Raw genomic sequence first — 20,623 nt, forward strand, 5'->3', positions numbered from 1 at the left:
TAAAGTATCTAAAATTAATTGGTTTATAATCATAGGTATTAATATAATATCTAGCCCATGTAGCATATCTTATATTACTATTTAGTTGTATCAATGCTATTAAGTATATACTAATCTTAGTAATATAATTATTATATTACACTTCAATGCTTATAGGTTACATAAGAATTAATTTGTTCTCAGTAAAGTATGATATATTGTGGGAAATAATTCTTTAGTTATATAGAGATAGACCACTTAAAGCCAAGCTACATCTTTAAATCAGTAATAAAGATGTACCACCTCAATATAAGATTTATCCTCAAAGCCTCTCTGGATTATGAGAGTATAATTTGAAAATAAAAACTGTATTATGAAGTGGCACATATATATAGGGAACCTTTACTAAAACTTAATTTATACTTGTTATAAAATCGCCGCTTCTGGCGATTTTGTGGCATGCATAAATTAATAGTTGAGTTAGGAAATCTGTAGTTGTCTAATAAAGCCTTTGAAATTGCAAGTTTTAGCTTAAAGCTGCACCGTGGTATGTCATAGAACTTTAAATATCAAATAGCTTTTTTATCTCAGTAGAATTAAGACCATTACCTATAACGCAGACTCTTCCTGAGTAGTCAGGGGAGGAGTTTCTTATGTCAAACTCACCTGGAACATAATCAAATTCAAGCCATTTGCTGCTTGAGGATTCTATAATTCCTTTGGCTCTAAGTACAGTTCCATACACATTTTTATCATTTAATTTAGTTAAGATGGCTTCTAAAGTACTCTTGGAATATATCTTTGGAGTCTCAATACCTATGGTTTTGAAGGTATCTACTGTTGATTTAGAAGTTGTACTTTTAATGGCAACTCTTAAGGAGTTGTCTTTTAAAAGATTCACTTTTGCAATAAGCTGTTTTTGAGCATCTCCCTCAGCGATTTCTATTATGTCTTTAGAATTTAAGTCATCCCATGGAGTAGTTATTATATTTGCATTTTTATTTAATTCTTTGATTTTATTAACTACTTGTACTACATGATCTTTGCTTACATTTTGAGTTCTGCTTAATATTATAGTTTTCGCATTTATTATTTGATTTTTATAGAATTCATCAAAGTTCATAACGTACATGTCATATTTAGTTACGTCAATTACAGTCATTATCATGTTTATAGTAACTTTATCCTTTAGAGTAGGTTCCTTGAATACTGATAATATCTCAGATAGCTTTGCAACTCCTGAAGGCTCTATTATTATTCTTTCAGGATTATACTTTTCAATAACTTCTCGTATTCCATCAGTAAAGTCTCCATATACACTGCAGCATATGCAACCAGCGTTGATTTCTTTAACATCTATCTTAGTAGTTTTTAAAAAACTGCTATCAATGCCGATTTCTCCAAATTCATTTTCAATTATAGCTATTTTATCGTTCTTTAGTTCTTCACCTATAAGCTTTTTTATAAGCATAGTTTTTCCTGCGCCCAAGAATCCAGAAAATAAATCGACTTTAACCTTCAAATAAATCCCTTCTTTCTAAATATATTAATTTTAATAATATTCTTAAACCTAGCCAAATTATTAATAAAAGGCTTTGCGAATTTAAATAATATTATTAAATGCAGCCTTAAGAATCACCAGTCTGATCCGTTCTAGTGTTTTTGTTCATCTGTCTTAATATTCTAGATTATGTTTCACTTATTAATTTTAAACCTATAAAATCACTAAATCAACGCAAATGATTTGCATTATATGTCGTACATATAAAATTTACAATTAAGACTAAGATTGATGAAGCTCAAAGCGAAAAATACAACACGGTCTCTAAACAGTGTTGTATTTTCATAATAATATTTTATTTACTTCGTAATAGCATTTTAAAATTATACATCAAATAGAAATCTATATCTCATAATCAACATATCCTTCACATATAAAAGAGCATATCTTCCAACAAAGGGGAAGTATTCATTTCCGTAAAGTATTACTTTAGATATGTATTGCTGTAAGCTTGTAGCTTTATTTTGTGTTAACAGAACCTTCCTAGCTTTGCTTTGTTTTAAGGCATCATTTAGCCTTGAAGTATAGCTACAACCTCCAGAAGCAGAAAGTATTATAAGTAAGGAATCCTTATCTAGGCTTTTTATGTTTTCTAATTGCTGATCAATATCTATAAATACTGTGGCGAACTTACCTAAAACCATCAGTTCTCCTTGAAGGTCTAAGGTTATGGTTTGAGCCGTATTTAAACCTACAAAGGCCACATTCTTATATTCGTGTATTTGATCAGCTAACTCATCAATTTCTTCAATCTTTAAGGCTTCAGTAGCTAAGTCTATATTTTTCTTTGCCATATTTACTAGGTTTGTGCCATCTTCATTCACATTCATATTGATGCTCTTATTTCTAGGATTAAAATACTCATTTTCCTCATAAATAAGCATGTTCTTAAATTCAGAAAAGTTGGTGCAGCCAAGTTTTCTGCAGAATCTGCTTATTGTGGATATTGAAACATAACAAAGATCAGCCAATTGATTTATACTAAGGGTGGGAATTACATTCAAGTTCTGAAGTATTATCCAGGATATATTATAATCAATATCTTTTTCATTGCTATTATTTATTATTATTAGTAATTTGTGAACTATATCACTCATGTTTTCACCACCGGTACTTGTATTTGTATGGTTCTAACTTCAACTATTAATTTATACATTTCGTAGAAGTACCTAGACCTTTGATTCTTGAACAAGTTCCATATAGGAACTCTTTACTTAAGTAGTTTCTCAATAATCTGTTCGCATATTTCATGTGTAATAAGTGCATCCTCTAAGCTTATATCAGTGGCTTTTCCATCCCTTACACAGTCTAGGAAATGATTTATTATCTGGACAAAGCCTTTTCTAAACAAGGTTGTATCCCAATCAGCTAGTTTAGATAAACTTTCTTCATTGTTTGCAAAGGTTGAGGTTAGGGCTGACTCCTTAACTACAAGCTTTTTTTCAGGACACATATATTCAAGTACTTCCTCAGACATGCCGCTATTTCTGTTCATTATTGCAATTGAGGTGGTATTGCTGTTTGATAATTTAGTCACTACATTATATAGATTATCATCCTCTAGAAGTCCATTTACCTGTAGGTCTGAAACTTCTCCCCCCATCAAATATCTAACTGTATCAATAACGTGTATATAATCATCAAGTACGAAGGTTCTTATATCCTCTGGTTTAGCAAATCTATTTTTTTGCATTATTATAATATTAGCAGCTTCCTCTTTTTTTAATGAGGCATACATCGGTGCAAAACGTCTATTAAAGCCTACCATAAGAATTCTTTTATATTCCTTAGCTATGGAAGCCAGTTCCTTTGATTCCTCATAAGAGTAGGAAAGTGGTTTATCTACATAAACATCTATACCAGAAGTTAGAAGTTTTTTGCAGATTTCAAAATGTGACTCTGTAGCTGTATGTACAAAGGCAGCCTTTAAGTTTAACTTTAATAGTTCATCTACAGAAGTTGTATATTCGCTAACTCTATATTGTTTAGATAGCTTCTCTAGTTTTTCGCTATCTCTAGTACAAAATATAAGTTCAATATCCCCTCTAGCTGTTATAACTGGTAGATATGCCTTTTGAGCTATTCCACCCAAGCCTATTACTCCTATCCTCATAATAAATCCTCCTTAGGTATTAAATTTGTTTATCAAAATGAGAATCGTAAATCCATAAAAAATTTTATACTGGGTTTAACCATAGAAGTTATACATGGTTAAAGCTATGTAAATATTTATTTTAATATGAAGAAATTCTATCCTTAAGTTCTCGTATACAGTAATTATAAATCACTTAAACCTCAATGACAAACAAAGATATATGTTGTAATATATAGATTAGTTAACTTACATTTAGGAATTGGGGGCTAAAACATGAATGATAAAATCAAGATCTTATTTGCGATGGTTATTTTTGGGAGTATAGGGATATTTGTAAAGAATATAAATCTTCCATCCTTAGAGATTGCATTTCTTAGAGCTACAATCGGTAGCATTTTTTTATTTTGCTTTAGTTTATTAACGAAGCAAAGCTTTTCTTTGGATAAAATTAAGAAAAATGCTTTGTTGCTTATTATTTCTGGGGCGGCTATAGGATTTAACTGGATACTATTATTTCAAGCTTATAAGTATACAACCGTATCTATAGCTACCATAAGTTATTATTTTGCACCTATGTTTGTGATAATAGCTGCACCTTTTGTACTAAAGGAGAAGCTTACAAGCACTAAGGTTCTATGCTTAATTGGTGCTCTTATTGGCATAATAATGATCAATTTGGGGGACGGTTCTGGTGTCGCTTCTCAAAATATTAAGGGAATACTTTTTGGACTTAGTGGTGCTGTTTTATATGCGGCAGTGGTTTTGATAAATAAGTTTATAAAAGATTTATCTGGTTTTGAAACCACCTTGATACAGCTTGCAGTATCAGCAATAACCTTGCTTCCTTTTATAATATATAGAGGGGAGATATCAAAAGTTAAGGAACTTGGTACTAGCGGATTAGTATATGTATTGATGGTAGGAATAATACATACTGGCATAGCATATATGCTTTATTTTACAGCAATGAAAAGCTTAGAAAGCCATTCTATAGCAATTTTAAGTTATATAGATCCTATATCAGCAGTAATATTTTCTACATTATTATTAGGAGAATCAATAACTGCGGTTCAGATTATAGGAGGTATAATAGTGCTTTTATCCACCTTTTTAGTTGAAAGAACTGGTAAGGTAAATACTTTAGAGATATAGGTAGGGTTAATTTTAAGTCAACTGGCAATAATATGTATAAGAACTACATTTATATATTATTGAGGTGAATTATGAGAATACCAAATCATGTTGGAATAATACCAGATGGAAATAGAAGATGGGCTGTGGATAAAGGACTAACTAAAGAGTGTGGGTATATTTCTGGAATTGATCCAGGATTAGAACTTTTTAAGCTGTGTAAGAGTGCTGGAGTTAAAGAAATAACTTATTATGGCTTCACAGTAGACAATACAAAGAGACCAGCAGAACAAAGAAAAGCTTTTACAGAAGCTTGCATAAATGCAGTTCAAGTTCTTTCTGGTCAAGATGCGGAGTTATTAGTTGTAGGAAATACAAAGTCTGATATGTTCCCAGAGGAGTTATTGCCATACACTGTAAGAAAGACTTTTGGTAACGGCGGGATTAGAGTTAATTTTTTAGTTAATTACAGTTGGAAGTGGGACTTGGACCATCTTAAAGAAGTCAAATCCAAAAGTAATAATATAAACAACCAAATACAATCCTATGATGTAACAAGAGTAGATCTTATAATAAGGTGGGGAGGAAGAAGAAGGCTAAGTGGTTTCCTTCCGGTGCAATCAATATATTCTGACTTTTATGTTATAGATGATTACTGGCCTGATTTTAAACCTCAACATTTTTATGATGCCCTTAGTTGGTACAATGAGCAAGATATAACTCTTGGTGGCTAATTAATACATATTTCGGTAGGATTAAAAATTTGGTTATGTTTAATTTCAAAAGGGTACTTTAGTAGAGTCAAAAATTTATACACAAGTTTTTATTGAATATTAGTTTTTTAGTGGATAGAGATAAAAACATTGTGGATAAAATCAAAGCTTAAAGATTTTTAATGTATTACTAATATAAGCAGTCTTATATTAGAAAAAAGTTTTTAAACTTAAAAAATCACTAATGAGGGGGATTCATTAGTGATTTTTATTTTATCTATATTTGATTTTAATAAGGTACTTTATAGATGTACCACTTCATATTAAACTTTACATTTTCAAAACTTTTCTTAATAGTCCAGAGGGGTTTTGAAAATGGATTTCGGATAGAAGTGAAACATCCTTAACAACACCTTTATTTAATTATCTAAGAATTTATAGGTCTAGTAAAAATAATTATATTCAGCAGTTATAAAACTAATACAGGCTAGAGATTATTATGAGCTTGAGCCAGTGCTGCTAGAACTGTTGTTATTTGTTCCACTGCTATTACTATTACTATTACTATTACTATTACTATTACTATTACTGTTACTGTTATTATTTTGTCTTTGACGTGTTGGCATATCTGCCCTTACCTTTTCCATTACCTTAGTAGCTTGGTCTTGAGTTATGACACCATCAGAAACTAGCTTACTTAAAGGATTGAAGTTTCCTCTGCTACCCTTAGTACCGTTGCCTTTCTGATTTCCTTGACCTTGCTGTGTATTTTGACCGTTTTGAGCAGTTGATCCCTGATTATTATTTTGAGTTCCTTGCCCATTTGAACCTTGAGCATTTTTTTCACGTCCTTGCCCATTTGGTCTCTGGGTTAAGGTTGTTAAAGCTTCGAGAACCTTGGTTCCTTGGTCTTTAGTCAGGGTTCCATCACTTACAAGTGCATTTACATCAGTCTCCATTTGTTTCTTTCTTTCCTCTGCATTAGCAGCAAAGTTACCATTGCCTTGCTGTCCTTGTTGATTTTGCTGATTTGGTGTAGATGCTTGAGCTGTATTATTTTTATTAGCGCTACTGCATCCTGTAAGTAATAATCCTGAAATGCTAAGAGCGGAAACTAGCATTATAACTTTCTTTGACAATATGTTTTTCATCCTGATTTCACTCCCTAATTTTTTTCTGATTTTTTATCTTGGCCATGTTTAAGAGCATTGTTGAAATTAAGCATCGGATAACTTACCGATTAATTTCAATGCAACACTTTAACAGTGCCTTTATTTTTAAGTAATTTGATAACGAAGTTTATGTTTAAGAGTGCCTATATCCAATAGTTGAGTAGGAACCCTATAGGATGATTATATTTAATCATTGTGTCAATTTGATGGGATGATTTTGAACAATTTGTTACAAAGTAAAAAAATATATTTTCTTTAACAGTAAAAAAGGATATACAATATCAATTATTTTGATATCATATATCCCTTGATTTTATTGATTTACTTTAGGTATTTATTAAACCATTCAGTTATTTCTGTTAGTCTTCTTATTCTATGTTTAGGCTTACCGCTTCTGCTTAATTCGTGGTTCTCGCCTTTAAACATACAAAGTCTTGCATCTACTCCATGGTACTTTAAAGCAGTATACATTTGAAGAGCTTCAGGTATCCAGCATCTATAATCTTGATCAGAGTGTAAGAACAATGTAGGAGTCTTTACTTTGTCTGCATATTTTAATGGAGAATGGAACCAAACCTTTTCGTAGTCACTCCATGGTGTAGCAGCAGTTTGATCAGGTTCAAAGAAATATCCTATATCTGTTGTGCCAAAGAAGGAAGTCCAGTTAGAAATACTTCTTTGAGCAGCAGCCGCCTTAAATCTATCAGTATGGCCTATTATCCAGTTAGTCATAAATCCACCGTAAGAGCCGCCAGTGACCCCAACTCTTTCTGGATCTATAAAGGAGCATCTTTTAAGTACTTCATCGGTAAATTTCATTAGGTCATCATAGTCTATGGTTCCGTATTTGCCACGAATATCAGCAAATTCATTACCTTTTCCGTCGCTTCCTCTAGGGTTACAGAAGAATACTGCATAACCTTCGCTAGCCCAATACTGCATCTCATGGAAGAATACTGTTCCGTATACAGTTTTAGGCCCACCATGTATGTCAAATATAGCAGGGTATTTTTTGTTTTCTTCAAAATCTAATGGTTTCATAACCCAACCATCTATTATTACACCAGGTTCAGTTTCAACACTTATCTTTTCTGGGATAGAAACTAATCTTTCTGATTTAACCCAATCATTAAATGAAGTTAATTTAACTAAGCTTTCTTTCTTCAAACTGTAAATCTCTTGAAGAGAGTTGGCCTCCATAGCTATGAGCAATATGTCTTCCCCATTAATACTTACGCCCTCTACAGTTCCATTGCCTTTAGTCAAGGTTTCAATAGTGCCATTAACATTTATTCTATTAAGTAAAGAGCTGTCATCTTCTGTGGTCACGAAATAAAGATATCCATCTTCAACCTTTGTAGATTCTGAACCAGCATATCTGCAGTCAGAGCCAACAGAATTGTATAGGGCTTTATCAAAATCGGGTGTTATGCAGGTTTGTTCAAGAGAGTTTAGATCAATAGTGTAGAATTTAGCATTTTCGTTAACGCCATAGCTAGTCATATCTGTTGAAGCTATGATTAGTTTTTCATCAGATATGAAATCCGCGTAACCATTGCTCATTGGTACAGTTTGAGGTATTACTTTTAAGGTTTTAGTTTTGAAATCATATATAGATATGTCATTTGTAAGAGGCATTTTATCTTTAAAATAATAGCTTAAAATTACAGCTTTAGTCTTAGCTTTATTTAAGGCAAAGAAGTCAACATTGGTATTGTCAGAAGTAAGTTTTTCTACTTTTCCAGTTGATGCGGTGAACAAATACAAACTAGTCTTCTTACTTTTTGTAAAACCAGCTCCGTTAAGCCAGAAAGGGATTTCATCTAAGACTTCATAGTCTTCTTCCTCTTTTCTTCTTGCCTTTTCTTTTTCCTTTTCTTCAGAACTAAGGCCTTCTAAGTCTACTTCTCTAGGATCATATTCAGCTGTAAATAAATAAGTATCATCATTTATCTGTTTGATTTGGCTTACTGCTTTAGGTACCATTAAAAACTTTACAGCCTCACCGCCATGGATGTTAATCTTATAGTATTGGGTGAACTCTTCACCAGCTTCTTGCTTTTCTTTATCCTTAGGATCTCTTTGAGCAGGGAATACTATATTCTCTGAGTCGAGCCATAAAAAGCTTCTTTCGCTATCAAAAGCTGTGAGTCTATACTTGGAATTGTCATTTAGATTGAGAATCCAAAGATTAGAAAGATACTTGTTATCTTCTACATTAGCTTCGTGTACAATAAAGCAGGCGTATTTACCGTCAGGAGAATGTTTTATTGAAGAAAGGAAGGTATATCTAGCAAGGTCATCAATTTTTGTTTTTTCCATTTTATTAGTCCTCCAAATCAAGAAAGTATTATTTATATTTGATTAAAACAGAGTTCCTAACTCAACCATTAATCTATATATGTCCGAAAATCCCCAGAACCCGCGGTTCTCGAACAAGTATGAATTAAGTTTCGATATAGGAACCCTTTAGTTTTGCCTTGTTTTAATATTTTTAAATTATAATCTTTTATCTTTGGTATAGATTAATTTATTTAACTTCAACAATCCACCCTTCAGGAGCTTTTTTATCTCCAAATTGGATGCCTGAAAGTGTGTCATAAAGTTCTCTTGTTATTGGTCCTACTTCTGTTTCGCTGTGGAATACATGTAGTTTATCCTTATAGAAGATTCCTCCTATTGGAGTTATTACAGCAGCAGTTCCACAAGCCCCAGCTTCTTTAAACTCATCTAGATTGTCTATAAACACATCTCTTTCTTCAGCTTCTAAGCCTAAGTATTCCTTAGCTAGATGAAGTAAAGAGTACTTTGTTATACTAGGAAGTATTGAAGGTGAATATGGTGTTACAAACTTATTATCCTTTGTTATACCAAAGAAGTTTGCAGCTCCAACCTCTTCTATTTTAGTATGAGTTGCAGGATCTAGATAAACGCAGTCTGCAAAGCCAGCCTTAGCTGCTAATTCATGAGGATATAGACTTGCAGCATAGTTACCGCCAACCTTAGCTGCTCCAGTACCATAAGGAGCTGCTCTGTCGTAATCAGCAATTGCATAGTTTACTGGAGTTATGCCTCCCTTATAGTAAGCTCCTACAGGTATACAGAATACGCAGAATAAATATTCAGGTGCTGGCTTAACGCCTATGTTGTCTCCAACTCCTATTATGAATGGTCTTAAGTACAATGTAGCGCCAGTTCCATATGGAGGAACATAATGCTCATTAGCTTTAACAACTTGTATACAAGCATCTATGAACTTTTCTTCAGAGATTACAGGCATTAAAAGTCTTTGACAGCTGTTTGCTAGTCTTTTAGCATTTTGATCAGGTCTGAAAAGTTGTATCTTTCCTTCCTTTGTTCTGTAAGCCTTAAGACCTTCAAAACATTGCTGACCATAGTGTAAAGCAGTTGAGGCCTCGCTTATCGAAAGCATGTTATCTTCTACTAATGCTCCATCATCCCATTGTCCGTCTTTCCACTTAGAAACATAACGGAAATCAGTTTTAATATAACTAAACCCCAAGTTATTCCAATCAATATTTACTTCTTTAGACATAAAAAAGCCCCCTATCTATAAACTATACTTTTTTTCTATTACTTAATTTTATCACTTTTAACTGTAATGTAAAATAAAGTTTTACATTAAATAAGACTTATATTGATAAAAAAATATTTTTAACAACTTTATAGTATAAATTGTTAAATTGTTTAATAATTATCAAAAAATATATTGCTTTCAATTTAATCCTCTACTATACTAAATCTTAATAAAATAATACTTATCGGAATAGTGGGTATTCTATCAAGTTCATTGGGAAACTGTTTATTGATAACTGTTGTCGTTTGCCCTTGAGGCTTCAAGTATTCAAATTGGGGGAATAGTTGAAGTAAAATAATCTGTGAGATGACAGGGTTATTATAACTCAGGTGTAATTAATAGGGTTGAATTTGTAGATGACTATGTTAAGTTAGTAACAAGATATTTGGGGGGCTTATTCATGAATAGTAATACAGAAAGCAACGTAGTTTGGCACAATACAAGTGTTAGTAAGGAAGATAGAGAAAGACTTTTAAACCAAAAGGGCATAGTTATATGGTTTACAGGGCTTTCAGGGGCAGGTAAATCTACTGTTGCCAATGCTTTAAGCGTAAAACTACACAACAATTCTTATTTTACCTATCTATTAGACGGGGACAATCTTAGACATGGCTTAAACTCAAACCTGGGGTTTTCTAAAGAAGACAGAGTAGAAAACATAAGAAGGGTAAAGGAAGTAGCCAATCTTTTTGCAGATGCTGGTGTTATAATCCTAGCTACCTTTATATCTCCTTTTAGGGAAGATAGAAATAGTGTAAGAGAATTATTAGGAGATAGATTTGTAGAGGTTTTTGTAGACTGTGATTTAGAGGTTTGCGAAGACAGAGATCCTAAGGGGTTATATAAAAAAGCAAGAACAGGTCTTATAAAAGACTTTACAGGTATAGACTCACCTTATGAAAAACCAGAAAAACCAGAGATAACTATCAATACTCATAAATCTACCATAGATCAATGTGTGCAACAAATAATAGATTACTTAAAAGAAAGAAGATATTTAAATAGGGGCTAAAGCATTTTGGGGGGCTAAAAATGAATATAAAAAGGATTCTTGCGTCTATAGTGACATCTGTAATGGTATTGGGGCTTGTGGGATGTTCACCAAAAAGCAAAGACACATCTAAAGTCACAATTGGCTTTTTTTCTAATATAACTCATGCTCAAGCTTTATTAGGAATGAACAATGGACAGTTTAAGAGGGATATAGGAAGTGAATATAACCTGAGCTTTAAGCAGTTTAATGCTGGACCTGACGAGCTTCAAGCTCTACTGGCAGGAAGCATAGATATAGGTTATATAGGTCCAGGTCCTGCCTTAAATGGTTATATAAATTCTAAAGGTGCCATTCAAATAATAGCAGGAGCTTCTAGTGCAGGAGCAGTTTTACTCACGTCAAAAGATTCTTCCATAAAAACCGTGAAAGACCTATCAGGAAAGAAGGTCGCAATTCCCCAATTTGGAAATACTCAGGATTTATCACTGAGAGCACTTTTAAAGGAAAACGGACTTAAGGATAAGACTAGTGGAGGAACCGTTGATATAGTGCAAGCGGAAAACTCTCTAATTAAAACTCTTTTGTCTCAGCATAAAATAGATGCAGCATTGGTACCAGAACCTTGGGGAGCTAGGCTGGAGCAAGAAGCTGGAGCTAAGGTGGTTCTTGACTATAAAGATGTCTGGAGAGATGGCAATTATTCTGTGGCAGTAGTGGTAGTTAGAAAAGAGTTTATGGCAAAACATCCAGAGGTAGTTGAAAGGTTTTTGAAAGCTCATGTAAGTCTTACTGATTATATCAATTCTAATCCTAAGGAAGCAAAAAAGGCAATTAATGATGAGATAAAAAAGCTTACTAAAAAGCCTTTAAAAGGAGAGGTGCTAGATAAGGCCTTTAAGAGACTTGAAGTAACTAACTATCCTATAAAGGATTCCATAGTAGAAATGGCAGAGCTTTCAAGAAGCATTGGCTTCATAAGGGAGGAGCCAGAGCTAGATGATTTATACAGCCTTGACATGCTAGATAAAGCTGTTAATGAAGCTGGGAAGGGCAAAACAAAATAAAAAGGGGGCAGAGACGTTGAGTCTTGTTATTGAAGGAGTAAAGAAGAAGTTTATAACTAAGCGTAAAGAGACCTATACTTTAGACAATATCAATCTTGACTTTAAAAAAGGTGAATTTGTGTGCATATTGGGGCCATCAGGCTGCGGCAAATCTACCTTGCTAAATATAATTGCAGGACTCGAGAGTCCTACGGAAGGAAGAATAACCTTAAATGGAAATGAAATAAAGGGCGTTGGGGTGGACAGAGCAGTTATGTTTCAGGAGTCTGCTTTATTTCCTTGGTTAAAGGTTATAGACAATGTGGAGTTTGGTATGAAGATAGCAGGTGTTCCTAAGAAGGAGAGAAGAGAGAGGGCTCTTCACTATCTTAAGATGGTTCATCTTACTAAGTTTCAGAATTCCTTTGTTCATGAACTTTCAGGTGGAATGAGACAAAGGGTGGCTCTTGTTAGAGCTCTTACTTTGGATTCAGAAGTATTACTAATGGACGAACCCTTTGCTGCTTTAGACAGTCAGACCAAGAACATTCTTCAGACAGAGCTTCAAAAGGTTTGGCTTGAGACTAAGAAGACCATAGTATTCATAACTCATAGCGTTGAGGAAGCTGTGCTTTTAGGCAATAGAGTTATTGTTATGTCTGCAAATCCAGGAAGGGTTAAAAAAGAGTTTAAGATAGATTTGGCAAGACCAAGAAAAGCTGAAGATGTTAACCTAACATATATTGCAGCTCAGGTTATGGAGGAGCTTAGAGAGGAGGTAGAGAGGATTGCAAAAGCAGAATATGACAGTGATTGGAGTTTTGAAAAAGATAGTGTTTTATATAGCTCTAGTAGCCATATGGGAACTGGTATATAAGCTAGGGGTAGATGTTTTTTCTATATGGAAGTCATATACTTTCCCATCACCATTTCAAGTTGCTAAAAGCTTGTATAACTTAGTTAAGGATAATACCTTGTTCGTAGCAATACTAGCAAGCATGGGAAGACTTTTACTAGGTTATCTATTATCTGTAGTTATAGGTCTTTCTCTTGGACTTTTTATAGTTCGCTTTAAGTATATAGGGGACAACATAAAGGCTTTAATCTTAGGACTACAAACCTTACCTAGTATCTGCTGGGTGCCCTTTGCCATACTTTGGTATGGAATAAGTGAGCAGTCTATTATATTTGTTATTGCCATGGGATCTATATTCTCCATTTCCATAGCTACTGAGGGAGCCATAAGTAATGTATATCCATTATATATAAAGGCTGCAAAAACCATGGGAGCTAAGGGACTTAAGCTTTATATAAATGTTATCATTCCAGCAGCCCTTCCAGGAATTGTAGCAGGTATGAAGCAAGGGTGGTCTTTTGCTTGGAGGGCTTTGATGGCTGGAGAAATGATATCTTCCTCCAAAGGACTTGGATATGTACTTATGGTAGGAAGAGATGTTGGAGATATAAGTCAGGTAGTTGCAGTGATGGTGGTAATAATAGCCTTAGGTTTACTACTGGACAAAGTAGTGTTTGGAAGAATAGAAACTAATATAAGACAAAAGTGGGGACTTAAAACGGAAATATAAGTGTAAGCAATAAGGGAGGCTGAAAATTGGAGTTTAGAAAGGAAGTTTTGGAAACTGATGTTTTAGTTATTGGCGGAGGCACTGCTGGTTGTTTTAGTGCATTGACCATAGATGACAAGTCTGATTTAAAGGTAATAATAGCGGACAAGGCAAACATTAAGAGAAGCGGCTGTCTTGCAGCTGGAGTCAATGCTCTTAATGCATATATAGGAAAAGGTGAGACAGCAGAGTCTTTTGTAGAATATGTAAAGAGAGATTCGGAAAATGTCATCAGGGAAGACTTGGTTTATGATATAGCAAAAAGACTAAATAGTGTAACTAAAAAGATAGAGAATATGGGGCTTCCAATCCTTAAGGATGAAGAAGGAAACTATATTCAAAGAGGAAAACGAAGTGTAAAGATAAATGGGGAAAATATAAAGCCACTTCTAGCTGATGAAGTAAATACGAGAAAAAATATAAAGGTTCTGAATAGAGTTAATATAGTTGATTATCTAGTAAAAGATGGTGGGGTAGTAGGGGCCATAGGCTTTTCTCTAGATGAAAAGATTATTTATGTCATATACGCAAGCTTTGTGATATGTGCTACAGGAGGTGCTTCTGGAATTTATAAGCCTAACAACCCAGGCTTTTCAAAGCACAAGATGTGGTATAGCCCGTTTAATACCGGTGCAGGCTATGCCATGGGCATAAGAAATGGGGCTGAGATGACTTCTTTTGAAATGAGGTTCATAGCACTAAGATGCAAGGACACCATAGCACCTACAGGTACCATAGCTCAAGGGGTAAAGGCGGAGCAGATAAATGCTCTTGGTGAAAGCTATGTATCAAAGTATGGTAAACCCAATACTCACATCAGACTATATGCGACAGTTATGGAAAACAAGCTTGGAAATGGGCCGTGCTATTTAAAGACAGAGGGCATTTCAGAAGAATTGGATAAGGATTTATTCAAGGCTTACTTAAATATGGCGCCTGCTCAGACCTTAAGATGGTTAGAGAGAAATACTGGACCTTCTAAAGAAAATGTTGAAATCGAAGGCACAGAGCCTTATATAGTAGGTGGACATACTGCCGGAGGTTATTGGATTGATAACAAAAGAAGAACTACTCTTAAGGGGCTTTATGCCGTTGGTGATGTAGCTGGAGGAAGTCCTAAAAAGTATGTTACAGGTTGCTTTGCAGAAGGGGAAATTGCTGCAGAAGCAATCATTGAAGAGGATGGAAGCAGAAAAATTCATAAGCTAAGTGATGAAGCTTTACAAGAAAAAGCACTATTTATCAGTAGTTTCTTAGCTAATGAAGACTCTGGTCACTCTATAAAGCAAGTAGAAGAGCTACTACAAGAGGTTATGGACGAGTATGCTGGCGGTATATCCAAGTCTTACATATACAATGAAAAAGGTTTGGAAACCGCTGAAAAGAAGCTTGAAGAGTTATTTATATTGGCAAAGAAGCTTAGGGCAGAGGATCTCCATGAACTTATGTTTATCTTTGAAGTGATAGACAGGCTTTATGTATCAAAGGTTTTAATCAGTCATCTTAGAGCAAGAAAAGAAACTAGATGGAGATGTTATCAAGAAAATGAGGATTATCCAAACAGAGATGACAATAACTGGATGAGGTATGTGAACTCAATATATAAGGATGGAAAAGTTGATATTGTATATAGAGATTTAGTTAGAAGGGATGAGACCTATGAGCATACGAATAGATAAAGATAAGTGTATAAGCTGTGGCAAATGCATAAAGGTTTGTCCTGGAAGCTTACTTTATAAAAATGAGGATAATAAGGCCTATATAAAGTATGAAGATTCTTGTTGGGGCTGCACCGCTTGTCTTAAAGAGTGTGGAAGTTCTGCTATCACTTATTTCCTGGGAAATGATATTGGTGGTGCAGGAGGTGCTATGAAGGTGAAAAGAGAAGGACAGTACTGGCAATGGGAGATAAAATCTACAGATAACAAAACTCACACTGTAAAGATAAATACCAAGGAATCAAATAAGTACTAGCAGTTTATTATGGACTTTAATACGTCTTTTAATAAACTAGAGGTGGCTACTATAATCTTTAGTAGTTTTAGCTGGATACCTATAAAAAGATTATAAGTATTTTTTAGCCTTAACATTTTAGTACAGTTTACAAAGCTAAGGTAAATAATATAAGGCATTTATAGATTATAAAAGCATTATTAATTAGGGGGTTATTTCATTGAATCATTTAGACAAGTTAGAAAATAAAAGTATTCACATTTTAAGAGAAGCCTATAGTGAATTTAAGAATCTAGGAATGTTATGGTCCATAGGAAAGGACAGTACAGTACTTCTTTGGCTAGCTAGAAAAGCCTTTTTTGGACATGTGCCTATTCCTCTTATACATGTAGATACTCACTATAAGATACCTGAAATGATACAGTATAGAGACAGAGTGGCTTTAGAATGGAAGCTTGATATGATTTATGGGGAAAACAGAGAAGCTCTAGACAATAATGAAACTTTTCCAGATGGTAAGGTTACTAGACTAGAGTGTTGCAAGCGACTAAAGACTGAAGCCTTAACAAACACTCTTAATGGAAGCTGGCCAAGATATAGATTAAATCATGACCTTGGCAGGTATGAAATAGATAAAAATACAGAACCTTTTACAGGCATTATCGTTGGGGTAAGAGCAGATGAAGAAGGAAGCAGATCAAAGGAAAGATACTTTTCTCCAAGAGATAAGAATAATGACTGGGATGTAGCTGAGCAGCCACCAGAGTTTTGGAACCAATATAAGACTGATTTTGCACCGGGAACTCATGTAAGGATACATCCACTGTTAGATTGGACTGAGCTTGATATATGGGAGTATATAAAGAGAGAAAATATAGAGATGGTTTCACTGTATTTTGATCAAGGGGAAGGAAAAAGATATAGATCCTTAGGCTGCTACCCATGTACTACTCCTGTAGAGTCTACAGCTAAAAATGTTGATGAAATAATAGAAGAGCTTAAAACTGGTAAGTTTGCAAACATAGCTGAGAGATCAGGAAGAGCACAGGATAAAGAAGATGGCGGCGGTTTAGAAGAACTAAGAAAAAATGGCTATATGTAAGGATGGGGGCTATAAGATGAGTTTTGTCAGAGAAGATATGAATATAGTAATCGTGGGGCACGTAGATCATGGAAAGAGTACGATAATAGGAAGACTTTTAGCAGATACAAATTCACTTCCTGAAGGAAAGCTTGAGCAAGTAAAAGAAAGATGCAGAAGAAATTCAAAGCCTTTTGAATATGCCTTTTTGCTAGATGCTCTTAAGGATGAGCAGGAACAAGGTATAACCATAGATGCAGCAAGATGCTTTTTCAAAACAGATAGGAGAGACTACATCATAATAGATGCTCCAGGACACATAGAATTCCTAAAAAATATGGTTACTGGTGCTTCTAGAGCAGAGGTTGCCCTTCTAGTAATAGACGCTAACGAAGGGATTCAAGAGAACTCTAGAAGACATGGATACCTTTTATCTATGCTAGGAATAAAAAATGTAGTGGTGCTTATCAATAAGATGGATCTTGTGGATTACAGTGAAGAAGTGTTCAATAAAATAGTTAAAGAGTATACTGAATTCTTAAATAAGATAGATGTAGAGCCAAATCAATATATACCTGTAAGTGGATTTTTCGGCGAAAACATAGTTGCTTCTTCTGAAAAAACTCCTTGGTACAGTGGTAGCTCCGTTTTAGAAGTGCTAGATGGATTTGACAAGGAAAAGCTTCCAGATGACAAGCCCTTTAGAATGCCAGTTCAAGCTGTTTATAAGTTTACAGGTGATGGAGATAACAGAAGAATAGTTGCTGGAACCATTGAAACTGGACGCATTAAGGTTGGAGATGAGGTTGTATTCTACCCTTCAGGTAAGAGGAATAAGATAAATTCTATTGAACTATTTAATGCTGAAATCCCTGAAAGTGCTGGAGCAGGTTCTGCTATTGGTTTTACCTTTGATGAGCAGATCTATGTTAAAAGGGGAGAGGTTGTTACTATTGCAGGACAGCCTAAGCCTAAGGTAGGAAATAGGATAAAGGTAAATTTATTCTGGCTAGGAAGACAATCTATGGTTAAGGGAAAAGAATACTTACTTAAGGTTGGAACAGCAAAGGTACCTGTAAGAATAGAAGAAATCACTAAGGTTATAGATGCATCAAATCTTCAAAATGCAGTGAAGGAATCCATTGATAGACATGATGTGGCGGAATGTATATTAATAGCTCAAAAGCCTATAGCTTATGATCTGGCTCAGGATATAGCTCAAACCAGCAGATTTGTAATTGTAGACAACTATGAAATAGCTGGAGGAGGTATAATCTTAAAGGATCTTGAGGATGATAGTGCATGGTTAAGAGATAAGGTTATCCTTAGAAACAACAAGTGGGAAAATAGCAACATCTCAAGAGAAGAAAGAGCAGAAAAGTATGGCCAAAAGCAGGCTCTAATATGTATAACAGGTCAAAAGGATGTGGGAAAGAAGTCCATAGCTAAGGAGCTTGAAAGAAAACTCTTCAATGATGGTAGAATTGTATACTTCTTAGGCATAAGCAATGTGCTATATGGTGTAGATGCAGATATTAAGCATACTGACAACGATAGCAGAGAAGAGCACCTAAGAAGACTATCAGAGGTATCAAACATTCTAGTTGACTCAGGAGCTATACCTATTGTTACTGCAGTAGAGTTAAGCAAAGGTGATGTTGAGATAATTGAGACAGCAGTTGATTCTGATAGGATAATAAAGGTTTGGGTAGGAGAAGAAGTTACTACCGATATAGAATACGATCTTCACATACCAAACTATGATTCCCTAGAGGCTGCAGTGAGTAAAGTAAAAACACTTTTACAAGATAGGGGTATAATATTTAAGCCTTTTTAGAAAAACAGAAATAAGTTTTGCGCGTTTTATATGCAATATTGTTGATAGTTTATGCATGAAATTATGAATTTTAGTTAAAAGAGAGTGATTAACAGTCATTCTCTTTTTTATTATGTATTATCTAGGTGAATTTCTTAATAATAAAGGGTTTACAGTAAATAATATACACAAAAATAAATTTTTTATAATAGATGAAAAATAGAGATTATTGTAGAATCTCTTATTATAGGTTAGTAAAATGATATTAAATACATAGAAGTACGTAATTTAGTCTAAAAATGAGCAAAATATACATGATATTCATTTGTATAATTATTGTATAGTACTTATAATTTATGAGGTACTTTAAGGTACTAAAAAGATGAAGTATTTAAGCGTTAAATTAATATTTTTAATTAATTATGAATTAATTTTAAGTGGAGGAATGATTCTTGAACATATTTAGGAAGAAGACAGTCAGTGATTTTAATGAAGCGGCAGATCATAGTGGACTTAAAAGAAAACTTACAGCATTTGATCTTGCAGCTTTAGGTATTGGTTCAGTAGTTGGTACTGGAATATTTGTAGCTACGGGACAAGGCGCTAATCATGCAGGACCTGCAGTTACTATATCCTATATAATTGCAGCAATCGTTAGTGCTTTGTGTGCTCTTACTTATTCTGAATTATCATCAATGTTTCCTGTTTCAGGAAGTACCTATTCCTATTCTTATGTAGCTTTTGGAGAAATAATTGCTTGGATAATAGGATGGGATTTGATTTTAGAATATCTTGTATCTGCAGCAGCGGTTGCCTCAGGATGGTCTGGAACTTTAGTTGGTATATTAAAAGATTATGGGCTAGCAATACCTTCGGCTTTGACCACAGCACCAATAAACGGTGGTATAGTTGACCTTCCAGCAGTTGTTATAACTCTTATAGTAACATGGATATTATTCATAGGGGTATCTGAAAGTGCTAAGATCAACAATATAATAGTAGGTATTAAGATATTCGTAATACTTGTATTCATAGTATTAGGAATGACTCATATAAATGTAGCTAATTATCATCCTTTTGCGCCTTATGGTACAACGGGAATAATGACAGGAGCTTCAATAATCTTCTTTGCCTTCATTGGATTTGACGCAGTTTCTACTGCTTCAGAAGAGACAAAGAATCCAAAGAGAGATGTACCTATGGGACTTGCTATGTGCTTAATAGCAGTAATAATTCTATACATAGCGGTTTCTTTAATATTAACGGGAATAGTACCGTTCAACACTATAGATATAAATAATGCACTACCAGGAGCACTATCAAGGATAGGAATAACTTGGGGATCTGCTTTGGTTGGTGTGGGAGCTGTTATTGGAATGATCTCAACTTTACTAGTTACTTTGTATGGACAGGTAAGAATATTCATGGTTATGTCTAGAGATGGATTATTTCCAAAGAGGTTTGCTAAGGTAAATAAGAGATTTGGAACTCCAGGAATATGTACCGTAATAACAGGAGTAATAACAGCAATTATGGCAGGCTTCTTACCTTTAGGAGTTATAATGGAGCTTTGCAACATAGGAACTCTATTTGCTTTTGTTATAGTATCTATAGGAGTAATTGTTCTAAGAAAAACTATGCCAGACCTTGAAAGAAAGTTTAGATGTCCAGGAGTGCCTTTCACACCAATATTGACAGTGCTATTCTGTATATATCTTATGGCTTTCTTACCTGGTACAACCTGGGTTAGGTTCGTTGTATGGCTTGTATTAGGATTGATCATATACTTCCTATATGGATATAAAAATAGTAAATTGAATAAAAGTTAACAAAATATTTATATTTTAAGTGTGCCAATTCAG

The 20,623-nt window shown here is 34.2% G+C and carries 17 protein-coding genes; 11 read left to right on the forward strand and 6 right to left on the reverse strand.

The features are described 5' to 3' along the window. Positions 1–541 precede the first annotated feature (541 nt). The 3 genes from C1I91_RS02115 to C1I91_RS02125 all read right to left on the reverse strand — a co-directional run bounded on the left by C1I91_RS02115 (position 542) and on the right by C1I91_RS02125 (position 3,653). Positions 542–1,501 carry a CobW family GTP-binding protein gene (locus C1I91_RS02115; protein WP_128211008.1) on the reverse strand — a complete coding sequence of 320 codons (960 nt, stop codon included), beginning with the start codon at positions 1,499–1,501 and terminating at the stop codon, positions 542–544. Positions 1,502–1,863: 362 nt separating this feature from the next. Next, complete coding sequence (locus tag C1I91_RS02120) at positions 1,864–2,637, reverse strand: MurR/RpiR family transcriptional regulator (protein WP_128211009.1); 774 nt, start codon at positions 2,635–2,637, stop codon at positions 1,864–1,866. Positions 2,638–2,750: 113 nt separating this feature from the next. Next, positions 2,751–3,653 (reverse strand): Gfo/Idh/MocA family protein, encoded by a 903-nt coding sequence (locus tag C1I91_RS02125; RefSeq protein WP_128211010.1) that lies wholly within the window; start codon positions 3,651–3,653, stop codon positions 2,751–2,753. Between the two features lie 255 nt (positions 3,654–3,908). Between C1I91_RS02125 and C1I91_RS02130 the strand changes: the two genes are divergently transcribed. Then, positions 3,909–4,787, forward strand: coding sequence for a DMT family transporter (locus tag C1I91_RS02130; RefSeq protein ID WP_128211011.1), 879 nt, complete (start codon positions 3,909–3,911; stop codon positions 4,785–4,787). Between the two features lie 71 nt (positions 4,788–4,858). Continuing rightward, complete coding sequence (gene uppS, locus C1I91_RS02135) at positions 4,859–5,500, forward strand: polyprenyl diphosphate synthase (RefSeq protein ID WP_128211012.1); 642 nt, start codon at positions 4,859–4,861, stop codon at positions 5,498–5,500. Positions 5,501–5,976: 476 nt separating this feature from the next. Here the strand turns inward: uppS and C1I91_RS27975 are convergent, their stop codons facing one another. From C1I91_RS27975 to C1I91_RS02145, 3 genes are all read right to left on the reverse strand, one after another. After that, positions 5,977–6,630, reverse strand: coding sequence for a hypothetical protein (locus tag C1I91_RS27975; protein WP_164880417.1), 654 nt, complete (start codon positions 6,628–6,630; stop codon positions 5,977–5,979). A 342-nt stretch (positions 6,631–6,972) separates the two neighbouring features. Further along, entirely contained in the window at positions 6,973–8,973 is a 2,001-nt protein-coding gene (locus tag C1I91_RS02140) for an alpha/beta hydrolase family protein (RefSeq protein ID WP_128211013.1), read from the reverse strand. A gap of 208 nt (positions 8,974–9,181) precedes the next feature. Then, on the reverse strand, positions 9,182–10,207 hold the full coding sequence (locus C1I91_RS02145) for a branched-chain amino acid aminotransferase (protein ID WP_128211014.1): 1,026 nt from the start codon (positions 10,205–10,207) through the stop codon (positions 9,182–9,184). 442 nt (positions 10,208–10,649) lie between these two features. On the opposite strand from C1I91_RS02145, the gene cysC reads away from it, so the two are divergent. The 9 genes from cysC (at position 10,650) to C1I91_RS02190 (ending at position 20,590) form a co-directional block, all read left to right on the forward strand. Next, complete coding sequence (gene cysC / locus C1I91_RS02150) at positions 10,650–11,261, forward strand: adenylyl-sulfate kinase (RefSeq protein WP_128211015.1); 612 nt, start codon at positions 10,650–10,652, stop codon at positions 11,259–11,261. A gap of 20 nt (positions 11,262–11,281) precedes the next feature. Next, a complete protein-coding gene (locus C1I91_RS02155; protein ID WP_128211016.1) occupies positions 11,282–12,307 on the forward strand; it encodes an aliphatic sulfonate ABC transporter substrate-binding protein in 1,026 nt (341 codons plus the stop codon). A gap of 16 nt (positions 12,308–12,323) precedes the next feature. Beyond that, positions 12,324–13,163 carry an ABC transporter ATP-binding protein gene (locus C1I91_RS02160; RefSeq protein WP_128211017.1) on the forward strand — a complete coding sequence of 280 codons (840 nt, stop codon included), beginning with the start codon at positions 12,324–12,326 and terminating at the stop codon, positions 13,161–13,163. Further along, the gene (locus C1I91_RS02165; protein ID WP_164880418.1) at positions 13,075–13,872 is read left to right on the forward strand and encodes an ABC transporter permease; all 798 of its coding nucleotides are present in this window, start codon (positions 13,075–13,077) and stop codon (positions 13,870–13,872) included. Before C1I91_RS02160 ends, C1I91_RS02165 begins: the two co-directional genes overlap by 89 nt. Before the next feature lie 26 nt (positions 13,873–13,898). Continuing rightward, positions 13,899–15,590 carry an adenylyl-sulfate reductase subunit alpha gene (locus tag C1I91_RS02170; RefSeq protein WP_128211018.1) on the forward strand — a complete coding sequence of 564 codons (1,692 nt, stop codon included), beginning with the start codon at positions 13,899–13,901 and terminating at the stop codon, positions 15,588–15,590. Beyond that, on the forward strand, positions 15,571–15,885 hold the full coding sequence (locus tag C1I91_RS02175; RefSeq protein ID WP_128211019.1) for a 4Fe-4S dicluster domain-containing protein: 315 nt from the start codon (positions 15,571–15,573) through the stop codon (positions 15,883–15,885). Before C1I91_RS02170 ends, C1I91_RS02175 begins: the two co-directional genes overlap by 20 nt. A 199-nt stretch (positions 15,886–16,084) precedes the next feature. Then, positions 16,085–16,966, forward strand: coding sequence for a sulfate adenylyltransferase subunit CysD (cysD, locus tag C1I91_RS02180; protein WP_128211020.1), 882 nt, complete (start codon positions 16,085–16,087; stop codon positions 16,964–16,966). Between the two features lie 16 nt (positions 16,967–16,982). Next, positions 16,983–18,782, forward strand: a complete 1,800-nt coding sequence (locus tag C1I91_RS02185) for a GTP-binding protein (RefSeq protein ID WP_128211021.1) — start codon at positions 16,983–16,985, stop codon at positions 18,780–18,782. Positions 18,783–19,213: 431 nt separating this feature from the next. After that, the gene (locus tag C1I91_RS02190) at positions 19,214–20,590 is read left to right on the forward strand and encodes an amino acid permease (protein ID WP_128211022.1); all 1,377 of its coding nucleotides are present in this window, start codon (positions 19,214–19,216) and stop codon (positions 20,588–20,590) included. Positions 20,591–20,623 lie beyond the last annotated feature (33 nt).

The organism is Clostridium manihotivorum, from assembly GCF_004015185.1.
GTDB classification, from domain to species: domain Bacteria; phylum Bacillota; class Clostridia; order Clostridiales; family Clostridiaceae; genus Clostridium_AR; species Clostridium_AR manihotivorum.

Bases quoted from the DNA above. Each gene is read 5' to 3' on its own strand.
- C1I91_RS02130 (WP_128211011.1), top strand. From the start codon at position 3,909: ATGAATGATAAAATCAAGATCTTATTTGCGATGGTTATTTTTGGGAGT.
- cysC (WP_128211015.1), top strand. From the start codon at position 10,650: ATGAATAGTAATACAGAAAGCAACGTAGTTTGGCACAATACAAGTGTT.
- C1I91_RS02185 (WP_128211021.1), top strand. From the start codon at position 16,983: ATGAGTTTTGTCAGAGAAGATATGAATATAGTAATCGTGGGGCACGTA.
- C1I91_RS02125 (WP_128211010.1), bottom strand. From the start codon at position 3,653: ATGAGGATAGGAGTAATAGGCTTGGGTGGAATAGCTCAAAAGGCATAT.
- C1I91_RS02145 (WP_128211014.1), bottom strand. From the start codon at position 10,207: ATGTCTAAAGAAGTAAATATTGATTGGAATAACTTGGGGTTTAGTTAT.
- C1I91_RS02175 (WP_128211019.1), top strand. From the start codon at position 15,571: ATGAGCATACGAATAGATAAAGATAAGTGTATAAGCTGTGGCAAATGC.
- C1I91_RS02155 (WP_128211016.1), top strand. From the start codon at position 11,282: ATGAATATAAAAAGGATTCTTGCGTCTATAGTGACATCTGTAATGGTA.
- C1I91_RS27975 (WP_164880417.1), bottom strand. From the start codon at position 6,630: ATGAAAAACATATTGTCAAAGAAAGTTATAATGCTAGTTTCCGCTCTT.
- C1I91_RS02140 (WP_128211013.1), bottom strand. From the start codon at position 8,973: ATGGAAAAAACAAAAATTGATGACCTTGCTAGATATACCTTCCTTTCT.
- C1I91_RS02120 (WP_128211009.1), bottom strand. From the start codon at position 2,637: ATGAGTGATATAGTTCACAAATTACTAATAATAATAAATAATAGCAAT.
- uppS (WP_128211012.1), top strand. From the start codon at position 4,859: ATGAGAATACCAAATCATGTTGGAATAATACCAGATGGAAATAGAAGA.